19 protein-coding genes are annotated in these 22,550 nt (G+C 67.7%); 9 read left to right on the top strand and 10 right to left on the bottom strand.

The window, feature by feature from the left end; all coding sequences use genetic code 11:
- Window positions 1-4: 4 nt before the first annotated feature.
- Window positions 5-628: a hypothetical protein gene (locus OG474_RS37635; protein ID WP_405058418.1), complete on the bottom strand. Its 624-nt coding sequence runs from the start codon at window positions 626-628 to the stop codon at window positions 5-7.
- A gap of 34 nt (window positions 629-662) precedes the next feature.
- Window positions 663-1,673 (bottom strand): cell division protein ZapE, encoded by a 1,011-nt coding sequence (gene zapE, locus OG474_RS37630; protein ID WP_405058417.1) that lies wholly within the window; start codon window positions 1,671-1,673, stop codon window positions 663-665.
- Between the two features lie 123 nt (window positions 1,674-1,796).
- Between zapE and OG474_RS37625 the strand changes: the two genes are divergently transcribed.
- Window positions 1,797-1,967 carry a hypothetical protein gene (locus tag OG474_RS37625; protein ID WP_405058416.1) on the top strand — a complete coding sequence of 57 codons (171 nt, stop codon included), beginning with the start codon at window positions 1,797-1,799 and terminating at the stop codon, window positions 1,965-1,967.
- A gap of 135 nt (window positions 1,968-2,102) precedes the next feature.
- On the opposite strand, the gene OG474_RS37620 is transcribed toward OG474_RS37625, so the two are convergent.
- Entirely contained in the window at window positions 2,103-5,438 is a 3,336-nt protein-coding gene (locus tag OG474_RS37620; protein ID WP_405058415.1) for a M20/M25/M40 family metallo-hydrolase, read from the bottom strand.
- 198 nt (window positions 5,439-5,636) lie between these two features.
- Here OG474_RS37620 and OG474_RS37615 point away from each other — a divergent pair, with 198 nt between their 5' ends.
- Window positions 5,637-6,614 carry a LysR substrate-binding domain-containing protein gene (locus OG474_RS37615; RefSeq protein WP_405058414.1) on the top strand — a complete coding sequence of 326 codons (978 nt, stop codon included), beginning with the start codon at window positions 5,637-5,639 and terminating at the stop codon, window positions 6,612-6,614.
- A 17-nt stretch (window positions 6,615-6,631) separates the two neighbouring features.
- On the opposite strand, the gene OG474_RS37610 is transcribed toward OG474_RS37615, so the two are convergent.
- Window positions 6,632-9,847 (bottom strand): S8 family peptidase, encoded by a 3,216-nt coding sequence (locus OG474_RS37610; RefSeq protein WP_405058413.1) that lies wholly within the window; start codon window positions 9,845-9,847, stop codon window positions 6,632-6,634.
- On the bottom strand, window positions 9,847-13,110 hold the full coding sequence (locus OG474_RS37605; protein ID WP_405058412.1) for a S8 family peptidase: 3,264 nt from the start codon (window positions 13,108-13,110) through the stop codon (window positions 9,847-9,849). Before OG474_RS37605 ends, OG474_RS37610 begins: the two co-directional genes overlap by 1 nt.
- 233 nt (window positions 13,111-13,343) lie before the next feature.
- Here OG474_RS37605 and OG474_RS37600 point away from each other — a divergent pair, with 233 nt between their 5' ends.
- The gene (locus OG474_RS37600) at window positions 13,344-13,706 is read left to right on the top strand and encodes a hypothetical protein (protein ID WP_405058411.1); all 363 of its coding nucleotides are present in this window, start codon (window positions 13,344-13,346) and stop codon (window positions 13,704-13,706) included.
- 164 nt (window positions 13,707-13,870) lie between these two features.
- Here OG474_RS37600 and OG474_RS37595 read toward each other — a convergent pair whose 3' ends face one another.
- Entirely contained in the window at window positions 13,871-14,458 is a 588-nt protein-coding gene (locus tag OG474_RS37595) for an FHA domain-containing protein (protein ID WP_405058410.1), read from the bottom strand.
- Between the two features lie 56 nt (window positions 14,459-14,514).
- The gene (locus OG474_RS37590; RefSeq protein WP_405058409.1) at window positions 14,515-15,228 is read right to left on the bottom strand and encodes a hypothetical protein; all 714 of its coding nucleotides are present in this window, start codon (window positions 15,226-15,228) and stop codon (window positions 14,515-14,517) included.
- Between the two features lie 87 nt (window positions 15,229-15,315).
- Between OG474_RS37590 and OG474_RS37585 the strand changes: the two genes are divergently transcribed.
- Entirely contained in the window at window positions 15,316-16,392 is a 1,077-nt protein-coding gene (locus OG474_RS37585; RefSeq protein ID WP_405064656.1) for an ATP-dependent DNA ligase, read from the top strand.
- On the top strand, window positions 16,392-17,150 hold the full coding sequence (gene uppS, locus OG474_RS37580; RefSeq protein ID WP_405058408.1) for a polyprenyl diphosphate synthase: 759 nt from the start codon (window positions 16,392-16,394) through the stop codon (window positions 17,148-17,150). The genes OG474_RS37585 and uppS overlap by 1 nt, the downstream gene beginning before the upstream one ends.
- Before the next feature lie 14 nt (window positions 17,151-17,164).
- On the opposite strand, the gene OG474_RS37575 is transcribed toward uppS, so the two are convergent.
- Complete coding sequence (locus tag OG474_RS37575; RefSeq protein ID WP_405058407.1) at window positions 17,165-18,376, bottom strand: MFS transporter; 1,212 nt, start codon at window positions 18,374-18,376, stop codon at window positions 17,165-17,167.
- Window positions 18,377-18,586: 210 nt separating this feature from the next.
- On the opposite strand from OG474_RS37575, the gene OG474_RS37570 reads away from it, so the two are divergent.
- Window positions 18,587-19,090 carry a hypothetical protein gene (locus OG474_RS37570; RefSeq protein WP_405058406.1) on the top strand — a complete coding sequence of 168 codons (504 nt, stop codon included), beginning with the start codon at window positions 18,587-18,589 and terminating at the stop codon, window positions 19,088-19,090.
- Here the strand turns inward: OG474_RS37570 and OG474_RS37565 are convergent.
- Window positions 19,087-19,263 carry a hypothetical protein gene (locus tag OG474_RS37565; protein WP_405058405.1) on the bottom strand — a complete coding sequence of 59 codons (177 nt, stop codon included), beginning with the start codon at window positions 19,261-19,263 and terminating at the stop codon, window positions 19,087-19,089. The genes OG474_RS37570 and OG474_RS37565 overlap by 4 nt on opposite strands.
- Window positions 19,264-19,292: 29 nt before the next feature.
- Complete coding sequence (locus tag OG474_RS37560) at window positions 19,293-21,179, bottom strand: ABC transporter ATP-binding protein (protein WP_405058404.1); 1,887 nt, start codon at window positions 21,177-21,179, stop codon at window positions 19,293-19,295.
- 147 nt (window positions 21,180-21,326) lie between these two features.
- Here OG474_RS37560 and OG474_RS37555 point away from each other — a divergent pair, with 147 nt between their 5' ends.
- Genes OG474_RS37555 through OG474_RS37545 form a run of 3 tightly spaced genes read left to right on the top strand, consistent with a single transcriptional unit; the run spans window position 21,327 to window position 22,536 of the window.
- On the top strand, window positions 21,327-21,758 hold the full coding sequence (locus OG474_RS37555) for an SRPBCC domain-containing protein (RefSeq protein ID WP_405058403.1): 432 nt from the start codon (window positions 21,327-21,329) through the stop codon (window positions 21,756-21,758).
- The gene (locus OG474_RS37550; RefSeq protein ID WP_405058402.1) at window positions 21,758-22,090 is read left to right on the top strand and encodes an ArsR/SmtB family transcription factor; all 333 of its coding nucleotides are present in this window, start codon (window positions 21,758-21,760) and stop codon (window positions 22,088-22,090) included. The genes OG474_RS37555 and OG474_RS37550 overlap by 1 nt, the downstream gene beginning before the upstream one ends.
- Window positions 22,091-22,095: 5 nt before the next feature.
- Window positions 22,096-22,536, top strand: coding sequence for an SRPBCC domain-containing protein (locus tag OG474_RS37545; protein WP_405058401.1), 441 nt, complete (start codon window positions 22,096-22,098; stop codon window positions 22,534-22,536).
- Window positions 22,537-22,550 lie beyond the last annotated feature (14 nt).

Genomic DNA, 22,550 nt, shown 5'->3' with positions numbered 1-22,550 from the left:
TGCCTTATCGCGCGACCGACATCGCGGAGGTACGGCGCCGACGCCACAGCACGATCTCAGTCACGACGATCGCGACCAGGCAGACCACGAACGCGCCGACACCCCAGAACAGCCCGCCGAGCAGGGCCAAGCAGTCGGTGGTGTCGTCGCCCGTGCACATGGTCCGGTCGTAGTACGCCGTACCGACTCGCACCGCGAGATAGCTCAGCAACGCGGTGCCGAGCACGTAGGCGACGACCCGCAGCGGCCAGCCCGCGCTCAGTCGCACGGAGAGCGCCGTACCGATCAGGACGACGGCGAGCAGCAGGAGCAGGAACTCGAAGGCGGCCAGCTCGAACTCGTCGCGGGCCCAGACGAACCGGAACCCGGTGTTGGCGACCCCCAGCACGATCAGGAGCACGCTCAGCACGGCCAGTTCGGCGCCGAGCCAGATGCGGGCCTTCGGCAACGGCCAGGCGATGACGACCGCCGCGATCCCGAGCACGGCCGCGACGAACCCGAGCGGCAGGTTCCATTCCTCGGAGCCGTGACCGGTGAAGTCGTGGAACTGGACGAAGCCACCGACGGCCAGCAGCACGAGGCCGACCACCAGGAGTGCGGAGGCGATGAGCCCTCGGTTCTTGAGCATGCCTTCAGCGAAGCACGTCGAGAGGTTCAGCCGCTCAGGACGTGCGCGACAATGCGATCAATCGAGACAAAGCCCTTAAGTACTTCTTCCGGTAGCCGCCCTTGAGCATGGCCGCGGAGAACAGCTGATCCAGCGGTACGCCGCTCGCCAGCAACGGCAGATCGCGGTCGTACATGCGGTCGGCCAGCACGACCATCCGCAGCGCCACGTTCTCGTCGTCGAGCGGACGGATGTCGGTGATCGCGACCGCCTGCACGCCGTCGAGCAGAGCGCCGTACCGGCTCGGATGTAGTTGGGCCAGGTGGTGATGCAGGTCGACGAAGTGATCGCACGAGGTCGCGGGCCGCTCGGCCGCGGTCTGCTCGACCCGCGCATCGGTCCACGGCTCGGGCGCTTCCGGGAGCCCGCGATGGCGGTAGTCCGGGCCGTCGATCCGCCGGACGTCGAAGTTGGCGGCCAGCGCCTGGATCTCACGGAGGAAGTCGATCGCCTGGAAACGCCCCTCCCCCAGTTTGTCGGGCAACGTGTTCGATGTCGCGGCGAGCTGGACACCGGCCGCGACGAGCTGGCCGAGCAGCCGGCTGATCAGCATGGTGTCGCCGGGGTCGTCGAGCTCGAACTCGTCGATACAGATCAGCCGGTACGGCGAGAGCGCCTCGACCGCGGCGCGCAGCCCGAGCGCGCCGACCAGGTTGGTGAGCTCGACGAACGTGCAATACATCTTCGGACCGGCCGCCTCGTGCCAGAGCGACGCGAGCAGATGGGTCTTGCCGACGCCGAACCCACCGTCCAGATAGACACCCGGCTTGCCCGCTTCCGGCGCTCGCCCACGCAACCGCGACCACAGGGATGGTGCCTGCCGCGGCTGAGCCAACTGCTCGGCCCGCTCGCTCAGCACCGCCAGTGCCTCGGCCTGCGAGGGCTCCTCCGCATTCGGCCGGTACGTCGCGAACCGCGCGTCCGCGAACCGTGGCGGCGGCACACACTCGGAGAGCAGCCGATCCGAACTGACCTCCGGCCACCGCTCACTCAGCCGAATCACCATGCCCCCAACCCTAAGCGACCCCCTCTGCCCCCTCCGCAGCCGCCGCCAACAGCTCCTAACGTCCGAACGATCGGAGGGCGGGGTGTGCGGTTCTTTCGGACGTTGCGAGGGTTGACCTCAAGGTTGGTTGAGGTTTTAGGTGTCGCGGACGGCGGGCGGGTGCTGACCTTCGGGTGGTCGGGCGGTGATCCGCTGCCGGTGGACTCCCCTGATCTGTCCACCCGCAGGGTCACCGTCACCGAAGCCCTGGGCGACGTCCGCGCGCGGCTCCGCGAATTCGTCCTCCTTCCCTGACGTCCGAAGAACCGCGCTCGGACGCTGGGCCTGGTCCCCGCGCACACCGCGGCCTTCTCCCACCTCAACAGGAGAAGGCCGCGGTGCGGGGACGGGCCGCGGAGGACCTGGTGGGTTCCTCCGCGACCCTGCTCATCAGTAGATCGTGTAGCTGAAGGTCGCCTTGCCCGAGGCGCCGCCGGAGTCCTTCCCGGTGACGGTCACGGAGTAGGTGCCACGGGTGGACGGCATCCCGGTGACCGAGCCTGACGAGCTGATCGTCAGGCCGGGCGGCAGGCCGGTGGCGGTGAAGGTGATCGGCAGGCCGGCGCTCGACGTACCCCGCAACTGCAGCGGGAAGGCCTGCCAGCCGACGAACCCGAACTGGCTCCCCGGGTTCTCGACCGTCACGGTGCCGGTCTGCGTTCCGGTCACGGTGAGCCGGTACGTCGACTCGTGGCTGACCGCACCGGTCCCCTTCACCACGATGTCGTACGAACCGGCAGCGGTGGAAGCGGCGGCGGCGATCGTCAACGTCGACGACGAGCCCGACGTCACGCTGGTCGGCGCGAACGTCGCGGTCACCCCGGTCGGCAGCCCGCTGGCGGCGAGTTGCACCGACTGCGCGTCACCACTGGTGGTGACCGTCTTCACGGTCGTCTGCACCGAGTTGCCCGGGGCAACCGAACCACTGGCCGGGTCGAGGCTCAGGCTGAAGTCGTTCCCGGCCGGCGGCTGCTCGCCGACGGCCAGCTTCCAGAGCCCGTACGCCGCCGCGTCGGCACTGCGGTCGAGCACCGTCGCCGCGATGTTCGACGGGTACTTGTCACACGCCGCGTGGTAGCAGGGGTCGTAACCCGAGCCAGCGGTGCCGCCCCATTTCTGTGCCTGCGCGCTGGTCTTGCGGGCACTTGCCCCGGCGGCGACACCGCTGGTCGGGATCCCGGCATTCTTGAAGGACGCGTCGTCCGAACGTCCCGCACCTTCGGTGTTCTCCTCCGGCGCCAGGTTCAGCCCGTCGTAGAACGCCTTCAGCACCTTGCCGGTGTCGGTGGTGATGTTGTTGACGAAGTACCCGGCGTTCGTGGAGGCGACCATGTCGAAGTTCAGGTAGGCCTTGATCTTCGACTTGTCGGCCGCCGGCAGCTGGGCGACGTAGAACTTCGAGCCGTTCAGGCCCTGCTCCTCGTCGGTCCACCACGCGAACCGGACATGCTTGGCCAGCGTCGGCTTGGCCTGTGCCAGGGCGAGCGCGACCTCGAGGATCGTCGCCGACCCCGAGCCGTTGTCGTTGCTGCCCGGACCGGCGCTCACGCTGTCCAGGTGCGCGCCGAGCATGATCACCTGGTTCGCGTCCCCACCGGGGAAGTCGGCGATCAGGTTGTCCGAGGGGTACTGGCAGTTCGTGCACCGCTGCTTGGCCACCGTGTACCCGGCGTCGCGGAGCTTCTGCTCGATGTAACTGACCGACGCGGTGTGGCCCGCGCTCCCGGCCCGCCGGTTGCCACCGTTGTTGTCGGCCGCCGTCTGCAGCGCCTGCAGGTGTGCCTTCACCTTCTCGACGTCGATGTTCGGTACGCCGGCGGGCGGGGCGGAGCCGCCGACGGTCAGCCGGTACGTCGCGGTCCGGTCGACGTCGGCACCGTCGCCGGTGATCCGGACGTCGTACGCACCTTCCGGCGTACTGGAGGAGGTGGTGATCTTCAGCGTCGACGAGTTGCCGGACTGGATCGAGGCCGGGTCGAACGACGCGGTCGCGCCGGACGGCAGACCGGTCGCGGTCAGCTGGACCGACTGCGCCGAACCGCTGCCGATCACCGTGTTCACGGTCGCGGAAACGCTCTCTCCGGGCTTCGCCGAACCGCTCGCCGGGGAGACCGACATGGTGAAGTCGTTGCCGGTCGCCGTGCAGGTGGCCTCGCCGGACTGGGCCGGGACCGTGACGGCGTCCCAAGCAGCCTTGACCTTGCCGTACAGGGCACAGCTGCTGTCCAGGTTCTTGGCCGCGGTCAGCGTGGTCGAACGCCACTTGCCGTAGGACATGTTCGAGGTCTTGGCCAGCATCGCGTTGTAGAAGAGCTTGCCGGCCTCCTTGATACCGATCCCGGTCAGCGTCGTGTTGTTACACGTCGGGCTGTTCGGCTTGCCGTTGCCGGGGTTGGTGCCCTCGGCAAGCAAGTAGAACCAGTGGTTCATCGGGCCGGCCGAGGCATGGATCTCGTTCGGCAGGCTGCTCGAGTTGCAGTCCGGGTGCCCGGAGACGTTCGACGGCTTGTACATCACCCGGATCGGGCCGTCGCCGGTCAGGTCGATCTTCTCGCCGACCTCGTAGTCGGGGGCGTCGTTCGGGTTGTTCAGGTACGCCTCGGTGAGCGCTCCCCAGATGTCGGCGACCGCCTCCTGCGACGGGTAGCCGGAGATGCCACCGGGGGTGTACGCGTCCAGACCGTGGCCGTACTCGTGCGCGACCACATCGGTGGCGGTGATCCACTGGCGGGCGTTGTTGTAGCCGAAGATCACGCCGTCGGAGTTGTACTGCGAACCCCAGTAGGCGTTCACGTCGCCGAGACCGACGAGCGCGTCGGCCCACTTGCCCTGGTTGTCCAGGCCGTTGCGGCCGTACCAGTTCTTCAGCAGATCCCATTCACCGGCGGCGACGTACATGACGTCCGTGCAGCCGGCTTCCTTGTCGGTCTTGGACGTGCTGCCCCAGGTGTCGTCGGAGCCGGAGTACGTCTGGCCGTTCGCCGAGTCGCCGCAGCGCAGCGAGGGACGAGCCGGGTCGGTCATCGTGTACGACGATCCGGACTTCGTCGTACCGATGGTCAGGTTGGAGCCGTTCCAGATGCCGGTACCGGTCCCGGCCGCGCTCTCCTCGGTCGTGTGCACGACCTTGCCGGTACGCGCGTCGACGTACACCTTCTGGCGGGTCGCCTCACCGTGGTCGCGGCCCTGGACGCGGGCCTCCCAGGCGAGCACCGGCTTGGCGCCACCGGCGTACACGACCAGCGTCGGCTCACCAGGAACCGGGTCGGCCTTCTCGATCGTCTTCAGTGCTGCCTTCTGGGCAGCTGCCTTCGTGACCGTGGGTGTGCGGTCGACGGAGATCGGCTGCTGCTGGGCGACGGTGATGCCCTTGGCGTTTCCGGCGGCGTCGGTGGTGACGACGAAGTCGCCGCCGATCACCGCGAGGTCGTTGTACGTGCGCTGGTAGGCGACGTACTGCAGACCCCACGGGGTGCTGATGTCCTGCTGGCGGATGAACCGGTCCCCAGAACCGGCCTTCAGCTCAGCGGCCCGGCCGTTCACCAGGCGGTCGGCGGTGCGGATGGCGGCGGCCCGTGACTGTTGCTGATCAGTAGGACCAGGCTTCGCCGCGGCGCTCGCGTCGGCGTCGGCCGACGGGAGCTTGGTGGTGACAACAGCGGTGGCCAGAAGCGCGAGACTGAGCACGCCTCCGACCGTCGCTGTACGCAGGGCAGTGCGTTTCACTGGGACACGTCCTCACTAGATGGGGGCGGGGACCCCGCCACCGGCCGCTGGGGCTGCAGTCCGGGCCGGCCGGTGGCGGATGCAGAGGACGCCGGCTCCGGCAGGGCAGGCAGGTAAACATCCGGGGTCCTCTGTTGGTTGAGATTGACACCTCCACGTGATGGCTGTGATATCCCAGCAGGGCATAACCTCGCCGCTATGGAGCTCGAACTTCGCCATCTCCGCGTGGTCTGCCGCCTTGCGGACACCGGCAGCGTCTCCAAGGCCGCCGCGGCACTAGGCGTCTCACAACCGTCCCTGACCGCCCAGCTGCACCGCATCGAGGAGGCGGTCGGTGGTTCGCTGTTCGACCGCGGCTCGACCGGCGTCGTACCGACACCGTTGGGCAAGCACGTCCTGAACAGGTCGCGGGCGATGCTCGCGGACATGGACGAGCTGATCGGATCGAGCCGGCGTTATACCTCCGGATCCGGCACGCTGCGGCTCGGGTCCTCGCGCACGGTCATGTTCGGGGCCTGGCTGTCGCGGCTCGAGAGAGCGTTCGCCGGCAGCGAGATCGCCACCCAGGTGGACTCGTCGAGCGCCGTACTGACCGAGCTGCTGGCCGCCGATGTCCTCGACATCGCGATGATCGGCCGCGCCGAGGACGCCTACGCACCGCCGTGCCCGCAGGGCATCCGGGAGCAGACGATGGTCTTTCCCGAGCCGTTCTCGATCGCGCTTCCCGCCGATCACCACCTGGCCGGCGTCGACGAGGTCAAGCTCGCCGAGCTGGCCGACGATGTCTGGATCTGCCCACCGGCCGGCAAGGAGGACGGTGAGCTGGCCTACCTGCGCGAGGTCTGCGAGGACGCCGGTTTCTCCCCGCAGTTCCGGTACGGGAACCTCGACACGACCGAGATCGAGCAGCTGATCGGCGCCGGGCGCGGCATCTGCCTGTGCGCACCGACGGTCCGGGAGCTCCCCCGGACCGTCGTGAAGCCGCTGGCCGGCCAGCCTTTGTCGTGGCGGCGGACGCTGCGCTGGCGCGTCGACAACGTGAGCCAGGAAACGGTCGATCTCGTCCACCAGGCCTTCATCGACACCTACCGCGAAACCATCGCGGAGAACGCGGCCGCCCGCGACTGGTGGAGTGCGCATCCCGAGGCGCACCCCACCGTCATCGACCCGGAGTAGCGGTCAACGGTTAACGGTTAACGCAGCCGGTAGGCGTTGGTGACCGTCTGCGTGGCGGTGTTGCCGGCCCTGTCGGTGACGACCGACTTCAGCGCGATCGTCTTCGCCGGCGTCTTGAAGGTCGCCACGTAGTTGCCCTTCCGCTTCGCCACGACGGTCGCCTTCGTCCAGTGCTTCCCGGCGTCACCCGAGACCCACACCTGCACCGACTTGACCGCGCCCACCGGCGCCTTCGGCTGGTAGGTCACCACGAACGGCAGGTTCGTGACCGCCGTCCGCTTCACCGAGTTGTTCAGATCGACGCCCGGCTTGAACCGCGCTCCCCACAGCGGCAACGGCACCGACTTCTTCCCGGTGTTCGCCGAGCTGAACGTCCAGACCGCGCTCAGCTGAGTCGAGAGCTGCATGTTCGGCACCGTCTGCGTCGACTCCAGCCGGTACGTCGATTTGCCCGCGGGCAGGTTGTCGACGTCGATCTGGCTGGGCACCGTCTCCGCGCCTACCAGCTTGCCGTTGCGGAACAGGCGGGTGCTGTAAACGCCGCTCGACGAGACCGCGATCCCCGGATTCCCGTCCTGGTCGGAGTTGGGGTTCAGCTGGGTGTTGATCGAGTTCCCGGTCCTGGTCGACCAGCCGTTGAGTGCAGGGCCGGCGACGGACGAACCCCACCGCTCCTGATAGCTCCTACCGCGCTGGTAGACCGTCTGCGAGCCCCGATCCACGAGCGGATCCTCGGCACCCTTGGCGAGCTGCGACTCCTTCAGATCGGAGTCCCAGGTCGCCCCGGCGTCGAAGTAGTGCACGGTCCGGACTGGCAGGTGGTAGTAGAAGTTCTGCGACAGCGAGCTCGCCGTCATGCCGGGCAGGGTTCCCATCCGGACGTCGGTCACATAGGTGCCCGCGTGGTCGGCCGCGTGCTGCGATGCCACGGTTGCGACATCCTTCACGGTGACAACGCGGTGGTAGCCGGTGAAGTACCGTCCACGGACGCCTTGCATGAGGTCATAGCTGTACGGCGAGTCGGTGAAGTTCCCGTCCTTGCCCGGCACGCCCCAGCGCGAATAGATGTACGACGTCATGTCCTTCGCCGGGATCGGCGCGCCGAGCGTGCCGACGAAGAGCTGGTCGAGGTCGGAAGCGAAGACCGCGTTCGTGTAGGGCCCGTTGACCCCGGCCCGGACGTACCCGACCTCCACGCTGTCGAGTTTCGCGTCCTTGTTCGGCAGCGTCATCCGGAACGACTTGGCGAGCTTCGCATCGGCGACCAGCACCGTCGTCTGGCTGAGCGTGAGCGCCGGCCAGACCAGCTGGTACGTCTTGGTGCCGTCGGTCATTGAGGCGTCGATGAAGTACTGACCCTTCGGCAGCCGGACCTTCGCGACGCCCTGCGAGTCACTGACCAGCGGTGTGGTGATGCCGGTGCCGACGTCCAGGATCCCCGAAACCGTCTGCGTAGCACCCTGGCCGTTCGGCAGCAGGTGCTTGACCGTCACGTCGTAGCTCTCCACCTCGCGCTCCACCGCGAACGGCGTACCGATCGTCTGTCCGTCGCCGGTCGCCAGCAAGCGACCGGCGTACTGGCCGTCGGGGACGTGCCGCGTGTCCGCCGTGACCGAGGTCGAGGCAGTTCCGCCGGCCGGAATCGTCAGGGTCGTCGGACTCACCGTCACGACCGGGTCGCTCGCGGAGACCGTCAGCGTGACCGCCTTCGTGCCCAGGTTGCGGTAGGTGAGCTGCTTGGTGGACGGCTTGTGCTCCGGCCACAGCGCCTTGCCGAACGAGAGGCTGCCGGGATCCGCGACCACCGTGTCCGTGATCGCCTTCGCGACGTCGATGCGGCCCGCGCCCTGCTGGAAGACCGTCTGCTTGGGGAGCACCTTCGCCGTACCCATCAGGGCTGACTTGAGCTCACCGGCTGTCCAGGTCGGGTGCTGCTGGAGCAGGAGTGCGGCTGCGCCGGCCACGTGCGGCGTGGCCATCGACGTACCGTCCAGGGCGAGGTACTGCGTGCCGACGGGAGTGCCGATCTGCGAGTTCTTCGCCTTCGCGGCGACGATGTTCACGCCCGGCGCGGTGACATCGGGCTTGAGCGCACCGTCACCGACCCGCGGTCCGCTGTTCGAGAACGGCGCGAACTGGTCCTGCTTGTCGACCGCGCCGACGGTGAGCGCGGCGTCGGCGCTCCCCGGCGAATCGACCTTGCCGCCGTCCTCACCTTCGTTGCCGGAGGCAATCACGAAGAGCGCGCCGGTCTGTGCGGTGAGCCGGTTCACGGCCGCTTCCAGCGGGTCGATCCCGGGTGAGTCCGGACCGCCGATGCTGAAGTTGATGATCTTGGCCTTCTGGTCCACGGCGGCCCATTCCATCCCGGCCAGCATCGCGGACTCGTCGCATCCGCCATCGCTGCCGCAGACCTTGCCGTCCAGCAGCTTGGCGTCCGGCGCGACGCCCTTGTACCTGCCGTTCGACGCGGCCGCCGTACCCGCGATCGTCGAGGCGACGTGCGTGCCGTGCCCGAAGTCGTCACCGGCCGGGTCGGCGGTGAAGTTCTTCGCCCCGACGATCTGCCCCTTGAAGTCCGGATGGGTGGCATCGATGCCGGTGTCGAGCACGGCCACCTTGACGCCCTTACCGGTGAAGCCCGCTTTCCAGGCGGCCGGTGCGCCGATCTGCGGAACGCTCTGGTCCAGCGTCACGTGCCGCTTGCCGTCCAGCCAGATCTTCTGCGCTCCGGCCTGCTGGAGGAAGGCACCGCTCTTCGGAACCGACAACGCCACCGCACCCGACAGCTGCCGCCGAACGGTTGCCATCCGCAATGACTTCGGTTGTGCACCCTCGACGATCAGCGGGATGCTCTTCGAGTTCGCGTCGTCGTACCCGAACGCCAGCAGCGTCGTCACGTCGAACAACCGCGGATCGAGCTTGCCCGAGCGCACCTTCGCGTCGGCATCGTCCGGCAGCACCGTGAGGTGACCGCCCGCACGCCGGATCCGGAAGAGAACGCTCTCCCGGCCCGGTCCACGTTCGATCCGCACCTTGTTCTGATCACCACCGAGCAGGATCACCCGGTCCCCCGTGATCAGCGTGACCACCTTGTCCTTCGAACTCACGGTCCGCGCGAGCGTCGCCGTACCGGCGTCCTGTGCGGCGTCCGCATCTCCGCCGGCCTTCATCAGTCCTGCGGTACCTGCTGCCACGGCAACTGCGGTGGCAACCGCTAGCCATCGCTTCATCAGTTCCGCACCCGGTAGGCGTTGAGAACGGTCTGGGTCGCTGTGTTGCCGGACCTGTCGGTGACGACCGACTTCAGCGAGATCAGCTTCGCCTTGGCCGGTGTCTTGAAGACGGCGAGGTAGTTGCCGTGCCGCTTCGGTACGACGGTTGCCTTGGTCCATGTCTTGCCACCGTCACCGGAGATCCACACCTGGACACTCTTCAGCCGACCGACCGGAGCCTTCGGCTGGTACTTGACCACGAACGGCAGGTTGGTGGTCGCCGTCCGCTGCACCGAGTTGTTCAGGTCGACACCGGGCTTGAACTGCGTGCCCCACAACGGAAGCGGAACCGTCTTCATGCCGGTGCCCGCCGAGGCGAACGTCCAGACGTTGCTCAGCTCAGTGGCGAGCTGCACGCCCGCGCTCTTCTGGGTGTGCTCCAGCCGGTACGGCGACTTCGCCGTCGGCAGCTTGTCGGCGTCCAGTTCGTCGGCCTCGGCCGACGCGACCAGCTTCCCGTTCCGGAACAGCCGTAGGCCTCCGTCCCAGCTCGCCGCTTCGCCGGGGTGCCCGTCCTGGTCGCTGTTCGGCTGCAGCTCGACGTGCATCGAGCTCCCGGTCCGGGTCGATCGACCATCGAGGGCCGGGCCCGCGACAGCCGCGCCCCATCGCTCCTGGTAGCTCTTGCCACTGCGGTAGGTCGTGTCCGACGTCCAGCCCGCGAGGGGCTCCAGTTCACCCTTGACGATCCGGTTCTGACCGATGTTGGCCGTCCAGAGCGGGCCGGCGTCGAAGTACTGCACGCTCTTGCTCGGCAGGCGGTGGTAGTAGGAGATGATGCTGCCCGGCGTCTGCATCCCGGGGAAGCCTCCCAGCCGCAGATCGGTCGCGATACCGCCGGGCTGATCCGCGGCGTACTGCGAGGTCACCGTGGCCAGCGTCTTCTGGTCGACGATCCGCTGATAGCCGGTCTGGAAGCGCCCACGCGTTCCTTGCATCAGGTTGTAGGCGTACGGCGAGTCGATGTACTGACCGTCCTTGCCCGGCACACCCCAGCGCGAGTAGACGTAGGACACCAAGTTCTTGGCCGGAGCCGGGCCGCCGAGCGAGGCCACGAACACCTTGCTCAGATCGGAAGTCTCGGTGGACCTCTCGAACACGTCGCCCGTCGAGGTCATCGAGTAGCCGACCGACATCTCGGTCAGCTTCGCGTCCTTCTTCGGCACCGTGATCCCGAACGGCTTGGCCAGCTTCGCATCGGCGGTGAGAACCGTGTTCTGCCGGAGGTCGATCATCGGCCAGACCAGGTTGTACTGCTTCTCGGCATCGCCGGTGATGGTGGCGTCGACGACGTACCGGCCCCGCGGTAGCCGCACCTTCGCGATGCCCTGGCCGGTGTGGAAGACCTCGGTGATCTTGCCGTCGGCGAGGTTGACGATCCCGGTCACGTAGTTGTCGGTCGGCTGACCGTTCGGCAGCAGGTGCTTGATCGTGACGTCGTAGTTCTCCTGCTCCTTCTCGATCGCGAACGGCGTCCCGACCGTCTGCCCGTCCCCGGTCGCCGTGACGCGGCCGGTGTACATGCCGATCGGCATCTGACGGGTGTCGGCCGTGACCTTGACCGCGCCGGTGCCCCCGGCCGGGATGGTCAGGGTTGTCGGGCTGAACGAGAACGCCTTGGTCGCAGTGCTGGTCAGAGTCAGCGTGACGGGCTTGGTGCCGAGGTTGCGGTATTCGAGATCCTTCACCAACGGCTTGTCGTCGGTGTGCGGCCAGAACTGCGTACCGAACGACAGGCTGCCCGGTACGGCGACCACCGACTGCGTGATCGCCTTCGCGACATCGACCCGGCCGGCACCCTGCTGGAATACGGTCTGCTTCGGCAGCACCTTCGCCGTACCCATCAGCGCCGACTTGAGCTCCGGCCCGGTCCATCCCGGGTGCTGCTGCAGCATCAGCGCGGCCGACGCTGCCACGTGCGGCGTGGCCATCGACGTACCGCTCATCTTGAGGTAGTACTTGCCGACCGGGTCGCCGATGGTCGAGTCCTTGGACTTCGCGGCCACGATGTCGACGCCCGGTGCGGTGATGTCCGGCTTGAGCCCGCCGTCCCCGACGCGCGGACCAGGGTTGGAGAACGGCGCGTACTGATCCTTCTTGTCCACGGCGCCGACCGTGAGCGCCGCGTCGGCGCTGCCTGGTGAGTCGACCTTGCCGCCGTCCTCGCCCTCGTTGCCCGCGCAGATGACGAACAGGGCGCCGGTCTGGGCAGAGAGCCGGTTGACGGCCTCTTCCAGCGGATCGACGTCCGGAGTGTCCTGGCCACCGATGCTCATGTTGATGATCTTGGCCTTCTGGTCGACCGCGGCCCACTGCATCCCGGCCAGCATCTGGGACTCCGGGCAGTCGTCGCCCGAGCAGACCTTGCCGTCGAGCAGCTTCGCGTCCGGCGCGACGCCCTTGTACTTGCCGTTCGACGCGGCGCCCGTGCCCGCGATCGTCGAGGCGACGTGGGTGCCGTGGCCGATGTTGTCGCCTGCGTTGTCGGTGGTGAAGTTCTTCTCGGCGGTGATCTTGCCCTGGAGGTCCGGGTGGGTGGCGTCGATGCCGGTGTCCAGGACCGCGACTGACATGCCCTTACCGGTGAAGCCCGCCTTCCAGGCCGCCGGGGCACCGATCTGCGGAACGCTCTGGTCGAGCGCGATGTGCCGCTTACCGTCGAGCCAGACCTTCGCGATCGCACTGGTCGAGCGCGTCTGCGCGCTGAACTGCTGGAGGAAGTTGCCGGTCTTGGGCGCGGACACCGCCGCCCCGTTGATCGCCGGCAGGTTCTGGCGAACAGTTGCCGCCTGCAACGACCGTGCGCGGGAAGCGCCGTACTGGATGATCAGCGGTGTCGCCGTGGTCTTCGCGTCCTCGTAGCCGAACTTCAGCAGCGTGGAGACCTCGAAGAGCCGGCGGTCGAGCTTGCCTTCCGCCACCTGCGCGCCGGCGTCGCTCGGCATCACGGTCAGCTTGCCCTCGCTGCGCTGGGTCGAGAACGTCACGTGCTCCCGGCCGGGACCGCGGTCGATCCGGACCTTGTGCTCGTCACCGCCGAGCAGTACGACCTTGTCGCCGGTGATCAGCGTCACCACGCGATCCTTCGGCCCGATCGGTCGGGCCAGGTCCGCCGTACCGGTCTCTTGAGCGGCGTCCGCACCGCTCCCGGATACCACGACTCCGACTGTCGCCCCCGCAACGGCCACCGCTACGGCGACCGCCAACCAGCGCTGCTTCATCTCGTCCTCCACGCATCCCCAGACGCCGCCCGATTCCGGACCGCACTCCCTGGATGCGCTGAAGGACCAAGAAGGTTGAGTTCCCGGAACTTGCACTTTGTTGCAATCCCTTCAACGGTTCGTCCAGCGATATTCGACGTAATGTCCGATGCGGGTCCCGGAACGGCCGGGAGCCGCCGAGCGGAGGAAACATGAAGCATGTTCGACACGCGGTCTCTCGCGGTGTGGCAGCAGTGAGCGTCGCCGCAGCGATCGCCGTGGCGCTGGCCGTGCCGGCATCTGCTGCGCCCCCCAGCGGGAGCTGTAACGGCGATCTGTCGCTGTGCAACACCATGTACGGAAAGGCACTGAAGGTCGACTCCGTGCTCGGAGAACGCTATGCCAGGCTGGGGAACACGGGGTTCTTCCAGGTCATCGGTCCGCACGGCTTCAAGAGGACCGGCCCCACGCTGACGGGCGAACTCAAGCACAGCTTCCCGATCAACCAGAGCTTCAGCACGGGCGACCTGATCTGCGTGCAGTTCTGGGCGAAGAACGCGAACGGTAGCTTCACCCAGAAGGGCGGCAACGTCTGCGGCACCCTGCCCATCAGGTAGACAGACCCGGTTGGACCGGCTGCAAGGTTGCGACGAACGCCTAGGCGCCTAGGCGATCGACCGTACGACGTTCAGGCAGGCTCCAACTGGTCGGCGAGCGCATCGACCGAGTCGTAGCCATCGGCGGTGAGGACGAGATTCAGGGTGCCTCGGTACGGGGGCAACTAGCCGGGCTCGTCGGTCCAGGTGAGGGTGAAGGCCACGGCGCCGAAGCTGAGGTGATCGCCGGGGCGGACGCGGACGGGGGTGGTGATGCGGCGGCCGTTGTGCTGGGTGCCGTTCATGGAGCCGAGGTCGCGGACCATCCAGCCGTCGCCGACGTGGCGGAGCTCGGCGTGGTGGCGGGAGACGGAGATATCGCCGAGGCGGAGGGTGGCGCCGTCGCCGCGGCCGATCCGGACGGTGGCCGAACCGGACGGCGGTAGGGCGAGCTGGGCGGCCGGTACGACGATGAGTTCGCGGCGGGCGAGCGGGATACCGAGAAGGTCTTCGAGGCGGCGCCAGAGGTCGACGCGCGCCAGCCGGGTGCGCGTGGTGCGCACCCAGCCGGCGATGCGAGGTTCGGGGCGGGGCAGGTCGGTCAGGACCGAGTCGAGCTCACCGCGGCTCTGCGCGTTCAGCACGAAGTTCATGCGGCGGATGAACGTGTCGTGCGACAACCGGCCCGAGCCGGCGCCTTCCCGCAGGACGGCGAGCACACGATCGCGCTCGGCGTCGGACGGACGCGCGTTCGTCAGCGAGAGCGGACCCATGAACGAAATTGTCGGCGCAGACCGGCTCACTGTCCACAGACCTCGCGGGTCGGGCCCTACTTGTACTGAACCCGATCGGCCACGTGCGCGTCACCTTGGACCAGCCCGACGTTCGAGACTCCGACAATCAGCTGGTGCCCGGTGGCGTTGTTCCGATAGGTCACGTAGGTCGAACCGGCACCCGCGTCGGCCCCGATCCGGCGCCAGGACGAGCCGCCGGTCTTCGAGATCTTGGTGAGCGACTTCGTCACGTCCGGCGTCGCGTAGTACGCCATCCACTTGGTGTCACCACGACCCCAGGCGCGGATCAGGTTGTCCGACCAGTCCACCGCACCCCACGCCTTCGGCTCGCCGACGAACTTCGCGCTCGTCGCCGCGTGCCAACCACCGGAGCCCCGCAGACCGACGTTCTGTACGCCGACAGTGAGGTTCCCGCCGCGCGCATCGTCGTGGTAGGTCACGTAGATGGTCCCGGCGGCCCCTTCGGTACCGACCCGGCGCCAGTGGATACCACCGGGGGTCGCCTGCGCGTTCAGTGCGCGGGCGGTCGCCGTACTGGCGTAGCAAGAGGTGGCGGCCTGTTCACCGCTGCCCCAGGCGCGGACGAGCCGATCGGCGTACGTCACGGCGCTGACGTCCGCGACGGACTTCCCGCAGGACGCGGCGGCCGTCGCGGCTGTCGCCGGAGCGGCGCCACCGAGCACGACCGGCACGGTCACAGCGAGTGCGGCAGCCGTACCAAGGAGTTTCTTCTGACCGTTGATTCGCATGATCAACCTCCCGAGTTGGTCAACTTGCGTTCACCCCGTAGGACGCATCGGATCGCGATGGAGTTGAGGGTGAGTGAGAATGACCACATGGACCTGCCTGTGATGCCACCGGTCAAGCCGATGCTCGCCAAGCCCGTGAAGGGGATCCCGCACGGGGACCTGAGCTACGAACCCAAGTGGGACGGGTTCCGCTCGATCATCTTCCGCGACGGTGACGAGGTGGAGATCGGCAGCCGCAACGAGAAGCCGATGACGCGGTACTTCCCGGAGCTGGTCGAGGCGATCAAGGCCAACCTGCCGGAGCGCTGCGCGATCGACGGCGAGATCATCGTGATCGGCGAGTCCGGCGACCGCCTCGACTTCGAGGTGCTGCAGCAGCGCATCCACCCGGCCGCGAGCCGGGTGACCATGCTGTCGGAGAAGACGCCGGCCCGGTTCGTCGCCTTCGACCTGCTGGCCCTTGGTGACGAGGACTTCACCGAGCGGCCCTTCAGCGAACGCCGTACGGCGCTGATCGGAGCGCTGGCCGATGCGAAGCCGCCGATCCACATCACGCCGGCCACGACCGACCACGAGACGGCCGGGCAGTGGTTCGAGCAGTTCGAGGGCGCCGGGCTGGACGGGCTGATCGCGAAGCCGCTCGACGGGCTCTACATCCCGGACAAGCGGACGATGTTCAAGGTGAAGCCGGAGCGTACGGCGGACTGCGTGGTCGCGGGCTATCGCCTGCACAAGAGCGGACCCGACCGGATCGGTTCGCTGCTGCTCGGTCTCTACAACTCCGACGGCACGCTCGCGAGTGTCGGTGTGATCGGCGCCTTCCCGATGGAGCGGCGGATGGAGCTGTTCGAGGAGATGCAGGAGCTGGTCACCACGTTCGACGACCATCCGTGGGCCTGGGCCAAGCAGGAGGAAGGCACCCGGACGCCGCGCAACGCGGAAGGCAGCCGCTGGCAGGCGGGCAAGGATCTGTCCTTCACGCCGCTGCGGCCTGAGCGGGTCGTGGAGGTTCGTTACGATCACATGGAAGGCGTGCGCTTCCGGCACACGGCCCAGTTCGTGCGGTGGCGTCCGGATCGCACTCCCGAGTCCTGCACGTACGAGCAACTGGAGGAGCCGGTGAAGTTCGACCTGGCCGACGTACTGACGAGCGCGACCAGCTGATGATCTACGGCATCTACAAGCGGATGCTCCGCCGTCAACTCGCGAAGCTCCCCCAGCCGCAGCACGTCGCGATCGTGATGGACGGCAACCGCCGCTGGGCGCGCCAGGCCGGGCTCGGCGACGTACGGCTCGGTCATCGCTTCGGAGCCCAGCATCTGGAGCAGTTCCTGAGCTGGTGTGCCGGCTCGGGCGTGCGATGCGTTACCGCGTGGGTCGCGTCCGCCGACAACATCCGGCGGCGGGACTCGGCCGAGGTCGACTACCTCATGCAGCTGGCCGAGACCGTCCTCGCCGACCATGTACGACGCGACCACCGCTGGCGACTGCACGTCGCCGGCCAGCTGGACCTGCTCCCGGACTCGACCGCCCGCGCCCTGAAGGAGGCCGTCGAGGCCACTCGGGATCGCGCCGACGCCGGTGACCTGACCATTGCCATCGGCTACAGCGGCAGACTCGAAGTCGTCGACGCCGTCCGCGGCGTACTGGACGAAGCCGCCGCCTCCGGCCGCGACCTCACGGACGTAGCCGCCGCGCTCACCGAGGACGACATCAGCCGGCACCTCTACGTCCCCGGTCTCCCCGACGCCGACCTGGTCATCCGCACCAGCGGCGAGCTCCGCATGTCCGACTTCCTGCTCTGGCAGGCCACCCGCTCCGACATCGAGTTCTGCGACCTCTACTGGCCCGCCTTCCGCGAAGTAGACCTCCTCCGAGCCCTCCGAACCTACGGCCGCCGCAAAGCAGACTCCACCCGCTGACAGCAGTTGGTCAGCTACCTCACGACAGGGGCCTGGCGGACCGCACGGTTGGCTGTGGTCAGGATCGCGAGTGCGGCGAGCCACGCTGCACAGATCAATACCGTGCTCTTCGGACCCAGCGACGCGATCAGTACGCCGCCCAGCATCGCGCCGACCGCCAGGGCGCCGGTGGTGAGCGTGCCGGCCGCGCTCGCCGTTCGGCCGCGCAGGCGATCCGGCGTACTGGTCAGGCGATGCGTGCTGATGGCAACTGCGTAGATCGGCGCGATCAGGGACTCCGCGGCCGCGACGACTCCTAGCAGCAGCGGGTTGGGGGCAAGTGCGTAGAGGGGGAAGGTCAGCGCCTCGATCCAGAGCATCACCACCGCGATCCGGCCGAGCCGGAACCGCCGGATCGCGCGGTGTGACACCAGCGAGCCGAGCATCGCGCCCACCGCGGCCGCACTGAAGATCAGGCCGATCTCCAGCGGACTGGCCGAGACTCCCTGGGCGAGCGTGATGATGATCAAGTACCCCGCGCCGTACCGGAGGTTGTCGGCTGCCGATGCCAGGGTCAGGAAGCGGATCACCGGCTGTCCCCACAACCAGCTGAGACCTTCACGCACGTCGGTCCGCAGCCGGGCCGATCCGATCCGGCGTTCTTCCTGGAAGTCGGCGCGCATCAGCCGGAGCGATGCGGCGGACACCGTGAAGGAGACCGCGTTGACCAGGAAGGGAACGGTCCTGCCCGCGGAATAGAGAATCCCCGCGAGCGACGCTCCGAAGATGCGGACGGTGTTCAGCGCAGACTGGGTGTATCCGAGCGCGGCCGGCAATTGCGTGGTTCCCACCACGCTGGGCAGCGCTGCCGTGTTGGCGACCTGGAACAGCGTGGTCAGGATCCCGGTCAGCCCGGCCATCACGTACAGGTGCGGCATGGTCAGGTGGCCGAAGGCCAGGGCGACAATCACGCTGACGGTCAGCAGGGCCCGGCCGATCTCGCACCAGATCATCGTGGTCTTGCGGTCCCAGCGATCGACCAAGGCGCCGGCCAGCAGGCCGAAGACCAGGTACGAGGCGGTGTTCAGCCCGAGGACCAGACCGGCTTGCACACTGGATCCGGTCAGGCCGAGGACCAGCAGCGGCAGGGCGATGTCCTGCGCCTGATCACCGACGAAGGACACCACCTGCCCGCTGAGCAGGAGTTTGAAGTCGCGGTTGCGGCGAAGGGTGGTTGATGCAGACATATGACTACGCTCCGTAGTAGCTCTAGGACACAGTTCTCCCCGGGAAACTGGTGTCCGAGCTAGGACAAGCAAGCCATTGGCACGAACGAAGGCTAACGCACCTTGGTGTCACCAGAGATCGCCGAATCACTGGAACGATCCAGTCGCACATGTGATGGCCGAGTGGGGGCACTATGGGTGCATACCGACTGGTAGCAGCGGAGGTGCGCGATGTACGACGTCGTTCTGCTCGTGGAGCAGGAACTGTCCGAACCCGACGCGAAGCGGGTGGTCGAGCTGCACGAGGACATGCCGGATGAGGTGAAGTACCACGTGCTGGTGCCGTGCCACAACGCGGAGGCCGGGGTGGAGGCTTCGATCAGTGCGCTGGGTACGGCGGATCTGTACGGACCCGGACTGGCTACTCAGCGGCAGGACCTGGCCGAGGCGCAGAAGGCGATCGACGGCGAGGCCAAGGGGTGCAGCGGCCGGAGTGTGCAGCGGCTGCGGGACCTGGGGCAGACGGCCGAGGGTGGGATCACCCATGAGCGGCCGATCGACGCGCTGATCGCGACGGTGGACGCGTCGAAGGGGCAGGAGGTCGTGATCCTGACCCGGCCGCATGTCGTCGCGGAGTTCTTCCACCTGGACTGGACGAACTCGGCCCGCCGGCATCTCAAGGTCCCGGTCCTGCATCTGCTCGAGCAGGACGCGCAGAAGGAACCGACGCCCTAGTGGCTTAGCAGCGCCACGTAGGTGACGCCCGCGGCCAAGGCGCCGATCAGCAGGGAGAGCGACGTCCGCAGCACGCGGTCGCCGACCTTGCCGTAGTGCTGCCCGTCCTCGGAGTGGTACGCGACCTTGTAGCCCGCGTACCCCGCGACGAGGACCAGCGCCAGCTTGATCACGCGGGGTCCCCCTCCTCCGGACGGACGGCTCAGTTCAACGGTAGCGCGGTCTCCGCGAACTGGGTGTGATAGAGATCGGCGTACTCACCATTGCGCGCGAGCAGCTGTTCATGCGTGCCGCGCTCGACGATGTTGCCGTGGTCAACCACCAGGATCAGGTCGGCGTTGCGAACCGTCGACAACCGGTGCGCGATCACCAGCGACGTCCGACCCTCCAGCGCGGTGTCCAGCGCCTGCTGGACATGCACCTCGGACTCCGAGTCCAGGTGTGCCGTCGCCTCATCCAGCACGACGATCTGCGGTGCCTTCAGCAACAACCGGGCAATCGCGAGCCGCTGCCGCTCGCCACCGGACAGCCGGTGACCGCGATCCCCGACGACCGTGTCGAGGCGATCCGGCAACGAATCCACCAGCTCCCAGACCTGCGCCGACCGCAGTGCCTCGATCATCTCGTCCTCGGTCGCATCCGGCTTCGCGTAGATCAGGTTCGCCCGGATCGTGTCGTGGAACATGTGCGCGTCCTGCGTGACGTACCCGATCCGGTCATGCAGCGACTGCAGCGTGACATCCCGTACGTCGGCTCCACCGATCCGCACGGCTCCCCCGCTGACGTCGTACAGGCGGGCGACCAGGTTCGTGATCGTGGTCTTGCCTGCGCCGGACGGGCCGACGAGTGCGACCATCTGACCGGGCTGGACGACGAAGTTCACGTCCTCCAGGACCGGCGCGGAGACGCGCTTGTCGAGCACCGCGACCGACTCCAGGCTGGCGAGCGAGACCTGCTCAGCGGTCGGATATGCGAACGCGACGTGGTCGAACTCGACACTCGCCGCGTCCTTGGGCAGGTCCTTCGCATCGGCCGCATTGCGGATCATCGGCTGCAGATCGAGCACCTCGAAGACTCGCTCGAACGACACCAGCGCCGTCATCACATCGACGCGAACGTTGGACAGCGCGGTCAGCGGACCGTAGAGCCGACCGAGCAGCGCCACGAGGGCGAGCAGTGTCCCGACGGTCAGGGCCTGGCGAACGGCGAGGTTGCCGCCGACGCCGTACACGAGGGCTGTTGCGAGCGCGGCGACGAGCGTGAGCGCGGTGAAGAACACCCGGCCGAGCATCGCGATCCGAATCCCCAGATCACGGACCTCGCCGGCGCGCTGACCGAACTCGCGGTCCTCGATCGCGGGCCGGCCGAAGAGCGTCACCAGGAGCGCTCCGCCGACGCTGAACCGCTCGGTCATCGAGGTCGACATGCCGGCGTTCAGGTTCATCTGGTCGCGGGTCATCGAGGCCAGCCGGCGGCCGAGGATCCGGGCCGGGATCAGGAAGACCGGGAGCATCAGGATCGCGACCAGGGTGAGCTGCCAGCTCAGCACCAGCATCGCGCCGACGACGAGGATCAGGCTGATCACGTTCGAGACCACGCCGGACAGCGTCGAGGTGAAGGCCTGCTGCGCGCCGATCACGTCGTTGTTCAGCCGGGAGACGAGCGCGCCGGTCTGGGTGCGGGTGAAGAAGGCGACCGGCATCTGCTGGACGTGCGAGAACACCTTGGTCCGCAGGTCGAAGATCAGACCTTCACCGATCCGCGCGGAGAACCAGCGCTGCATCAGCCCGAGCACCGCCTCGACCAGGGCCAGCCCCGCGACCACCAGCGCGAGCGCGGTGACCAGACCGCCGTTCCCCTTGATGATGCCGTCGTCGACGATCTTCTTGAACAGCAGCGGCGACGCGATCACCAGGAACGCCGACACGATCACGAGCAGCAGGAACACCGTGATCTGCAACTTGTACGGCTTCGCGAACGCCGCGATCCGCCGCAACGTCCCCTTGGCCAGCTTCTGGTCCTTGACCGACGAATCCATCCGCCGCCAGTTCGCGGCGCCCATCGGCATCCCGCCACCCATTCCCGACATGCACTGCCCTCTCTGCCCACCTCGCGTGAACCTTCACAACACTTCAGGTCGCACCGATCTTCCGTCCTGCAACCATTGGTTGCGCATTGCCCGCGGGACGGCTAGAGTCATGCGCAACAAAAGGTTGCGAAAGGAACAGTGACTCCGATGACTCGAAGCATCGCACGGGAGCTCAGGATCGACGCCTCGCCCGAGGTCGTCTACGAAGTGATCAGTACGCCGGAACACCTGCGCGAGTGGTGGCCCGACGAGGCGGACGTCAAGGCCTCCCCCGGCTCGATCGGATCGGTCTCGTTCGGCCCGGACAACACCGTCGCGCTGACCGTCGTCGAGGCCGACCCGCCGCGGCGCTTCTCCTTCCGCTGGGCGCACCCCGCGGACGAGGCCGCCGGCCCGGCCAACTCGCTGCTGGCGACCTTCGACCTGATCCCGGACGGGGACGGCACGTTGCTGCGCTTCGCCGAGACCGGGTTCGACGAGGCCGGTCGCTCCGATGACGAGTTCAACGACCACACGACCGGCTGGGACTACTTCCTGCCCCGGCTCACGCCGTACGCAGCGCAGGTTGCCGGCGCGTAATGACGGTCGACAACGAGCTCTGGTCGGCGATCGGCGACCCGACCCGGCGGGAGATGCTCGACCTCCTGCTGGCCTCCGGCGGCGGTACGGCGACCTCGCTCAGCGAGCGGTTGCCCGTCACCCGGCAGGCAGTCGCCAAGCATCTCGGCGTACTGGAACGGATCGGGCTCGTGCACGCCACGACCTCGGGCCGCGAACGCGTCTACACCGTCGACGAGGACCAGCTCGCCCGCGCGGTGGCACAACTCTCGACCGTCCGCGATGCCTGGGACGGCCGCCTGCAACGCATCAAGCGGATGGCAGAAGCCATCCAGAACACGAGGAAGAGGTAAGCATCATGGTAGACATTTTGCACCGCATCGGCGTCCAGGCTTCGGTCGACGACGTCTACAAGACCCTCGGAACCGTCGACGGCCTGGCCGCCTGGTGGACCGAGGACACCGAAGGCGACGCGGCTGTCGACGGCGTCCTGAAGTTCCGCTTCGCCGAGGGCGGCTTCGACATGAAGGTGCTCGAGAGCGAGCCCGGCAACCTCGTGCACTGGGAGGTCGTCGACGGGCCCGAGGAGTGGATCGGCACCCACGTCCGGTTCGACCTCAGCCAGGAGGACGACTTCGCGATCGTCATGTTCCGGCACGAGGGCTGGCAGGAGCAGGTGCCGTTCATGTACCACTGCAGCACGAAGTGGGCGACGTTCCTGATGAGCCTGAAGAAGCTCGTCGAGACCGGCACCGGCGAGCCCGCGCCGCACGACGTCCGCGTCAGCAACTGGCACTGAGCCTTGTTCCCGGG

This window comes from Kribbella sp. NBC_01505 (genome assembly GCF_045040285.1).
Classification (GTDB): domain Bacteria; phylum Actinomycetota; class Actinomycetes; order Propionibacteriales; family Kribbellaceae; genus Kribbella.
Note: the sequence above shows the minus strand (reverse complement) of the source record. Positions and strands in the feature narration are given on the sequence as shown.